The sequence below is a fragment of the Dactylosporangium aurantiacum genome, assembly GCF_000716715.1.
In the GTDB taxonomy this organism is placed as follows: domain Bacteria; phylum Actinomycetota; class Actinomycetes; order Mycobacteriales; family Micromonosporaceae; genus Dactylosporangium; species Dactylosporangium aurantiacum.
Genome location: NZ_JNYJ01000123.1, coordinates 1 through 2,814, shown reverse-complemented (window position 1 = coordinate 2,814; position 2,814 = coordinate 1). Strand labels below are relative to the sequence as shown.

The following is a 2,814-nucleotide window of genomic DNA, read 5'->3' as shown; positions in this document are numbered from 1 at the left end:
GCGCATGCGCTGCAGGATGGAGTGCGTCTCGGTGAGCGCGCCTTCAGCGGTCTGCACGACCGAGATGCCGTCCTGCGCGTTGCGCACGGCGACCTTGAGACCGCCGATCTGGGAGCGCAGTCCCTCGCTGATCGAGAGGCCCGCCGCGTCGTCGGCGGCACGGTTGATCCGGAAACCCGAGGACAGCTTCTCCAGCGACTTGCCCATCTGGCTGTCCGTCACGGACAGGTTCCGGTAGGAGTTCTGAGCGGCGATGTTGTTGTTGATCCGTAGACCCATGTCAGTTCCTCCTTGAGCTCGGTCCGGCCCTCCGTGGCCTGTTCACGGGGCAGATCGGCGGCCCGCCCGGGGAGTTGAGGAGAAACGGCCGCGCCCGTGCACAACTGGCAGGGCACGGCGCCCTGGCTGGGTGCCGTGCCCTGTCATGCCCTCGTCAGGTCATCATCGACTCACGTTCCTCAGCGCAGCAGCGAGAGGACGTTCTGCGGCGCCTGGTTGGCCTGGGCCAGCATGCTCGTGCCGGCCTGGGTCAGGATCTGTGAGCGGGTGAACGACACCATCTCGGAGGCCATGTCCGTGTCCCGGATGCGCGACTCCGAGGCGGACAGGTTCTCCACGGCGACGTTGAGGTTGTTGATGGTGTGCTCGAACCGGTTCTGGTATGCACCGAGCGTGGCCCGAGCGGTCGACACACCCTTGATCGCGGAGTCGATCGCGGTGATGGCCGCCGACGCGCCCGTCACGAGGTCGAGCGAGACGACCCCGAGGCCGGTCGAGTCGAAGCCGGTCACGGCGGTGACGCCACCGAAGGCGGCGGTGCCGAGGTTCACTGCGATCTGGTCCGCGGACGCCGTGTTGGCGCCGACCTGGAACGTGCCGGTGTACGCGCCCGACGGGTCGAGCAACTTCTGTCCGCCGAACGCCGTGGTGGTGGCGATCCGGTCCAGCTCAGCGTTCAGCTGAGTGAACTCGGTCTGCGCCGCCGTGCGCGCATCGGTGTCCTGCGAACCCGTGGACGACGCCTGAACGGACAGGTCACGCATACGCTGCAGGATCGAGTGCGTCTCGGTGAGAGCACCTTCAGCGGTCTGCACGACCGAGATGCCGTCCTGCGCGTTGCGCACCGCGACCTTCAGGCCGCCGATCTGGGATCGAAGACCCTCGCTGATTGAGAGGCCTGCCGCGTCGTCGGCGGCACGGTTGATCCGGAAACCCGACGACAGCTTCTCCAGCGACTTGCCCATCTGGCTGTCCGTGACCGACAGGTTACGGTAGGCGTTCTGGGCAGCGATGTTGTTGTTGATGCGAAGACCCATGAAAGTTCCTCCTTGAAGCGGGTCACGTCCCGGGCCATCCGTGGCCCGTTCGCTCTTCTCATCGGCGCTTCGCCTTGCCGCATAAGGGTTCTGCGGAAAAAAGTCCGCAGAGACGGGGTCAGGATCTGCGAGCGGGTGAAGGAGACCATCTCCTGCGCCATGTCCGTGTCCCGGATGCGCGACTCGGACGCGGACAGGTTCTCCACCGCGGTGTTGATGTTGTTGATGGTGTGTTCGAAGCGGTTCTGGTACGCACCGAGGGTCGCCCGAGCGGTGCTGACGCCCTTGATCGCCGTGTCGATCGCGGTGATCGCGGCGGACGCGCCCGTCACGAGGCTGAGCGTGCCCACCCCGAGGCCGGTCGAGTCGAAGCCGGTCACGGCGGTGACGCCACCGAAGGCGGCGGTGCCGAGGTTGACCGCGATCTGGTCGGCCGACGCGGTGTTGGCGCCGACCTGGAAGGTGCCGGTGTAGGCGCCCGACGGGTCGAGCAGCTTCTGCCCGCCGAACGCGGTCGTGGTGGCGATCCGGTCCAGCTCGGCGTTCAGCTGGGTGAACTCGGTCTGGCCGGCCGCGTCGTCCGCCGCCCGGTTGATGCGGTAGCCGGAGGAGAGCTTCTCCAGCGACTTGCTCATCTGGCTGTCGGTCACCGACAGGTTCCGGTAGGCGTTCTGGGCGGCGATGTTGTTGTTGATGCGCAGACCCATGGTGATTCCTCCTTGACTCGGGCCGTTTCCGAGCGGGCCGTCCTTGGCCGCTCGCCCAGGACATCGGCGTCAGGGCCCGAGGGATGAGGAATCTGCTGAGGAAAATTTCCGCAACGCAACTATAACCGAAAAGACCCGGTTCCGCAGGGGAACCGGGTCTCTTCGTCACGCGCTGCGCGGGACGCCGAGCGCCGTGGTGTGTGCCAGCCGGGCGCCCAGGTCGCCCTGGTTCGCGATCTGGTTGTAGTACGCCTCCCGCCGCCGGGCGACGCAGCCGCCGGCGCGTTCCTGGGCGGCCGCCAGGTGCGGGTCGAGGTGGTTGTTGAGCCCGTCGCGCAGCAGCACGAGGGCCTCGGAGCGCAGCTGGCTGATCCGGCTCTCGGTCACGCCCAGCTCCCGCGCGATGTCGTTCATCGGCCGTTCCTCGAAGAAGTACGCCGTGATGACCTGGCGCAGCCGCTCCGGCAGCGCGCCGATCGCGTGGTGCAGGTACCCGATCCGCTCCCGGTGCAGGATGAGCTCCTCCGGGCCCGGGGTGCGCTCCGGCACCAGGTCCTCCGCGCTGCCGGCGGTGAACCCCTGCAGCGAGAGCACCACGGCCCGCTGCACGTCGTCGTCGATGCTCTTGAGCTCGTCCGGCGCGATCCCGAGCGCGTCGGCGAGCTCCGCCTGGGTCGGGGTGCGGCCCAGGGTGGCGGTGAGTTCCTGTTGGGTGGTTTCGACCTTGCGGGCGCGGGTGCGGACGGATCGGCTGGCCCAGTCGAGGCCGCGCAGTTCGTCGAGGAGGGCGC

General features: G+C 67.9%; 4 protein-coding genes. All 4 read right to left on the bottom strand.

Annotation, left to right across the window (positions count from 1 at the left end; genetic code table 11):
• Positions 1-279: flagellin N-terminal helical domain-containing protein (locus tag OP18_RS50510; RefSeq protein ID WP_033367939.1), on the bottom strand; the 279-nt coding region annotated here is incomplete at its 3' end.
• 179 nt (positions 280-458) lie between these two features.
• A complete protein-coding gene (locus tag OP18_RS50505; RefSeq protein WP_281179596.1) occupies positions 459-1,244 on the bottom strand; it encodes a flagellin N-terminal helical domain-containing protein in 786 nt (261 codons plus the stop codon).
• Positions 1,133-2,023 carry a flagellin gene (locus OP18_RS62275; RefSeq protein WP_281179595.1) on the bottom strand — a complete coding sequence of 297 codons (891 nt, stop codon included), beginning with the start codon at positions 2,021-2,023 and terminating at the stop codon, positions 1,133-1,135. Before OP18_RS62275 ends, OP18_RS50505 begins: the two co-directional genes overlap by 112 nt.
• Positions 2,024-2,188: 165 nt before the next feature.
• A partial coding sequence (locus OP18_RS50495) for a sigma-70 family RNA polymerase sigma factor (RefSeq protein ID WP_033367935.1) occupies positions 2,189-2,814 on the bottom strand: 626 nt, incomplete at its 5' end.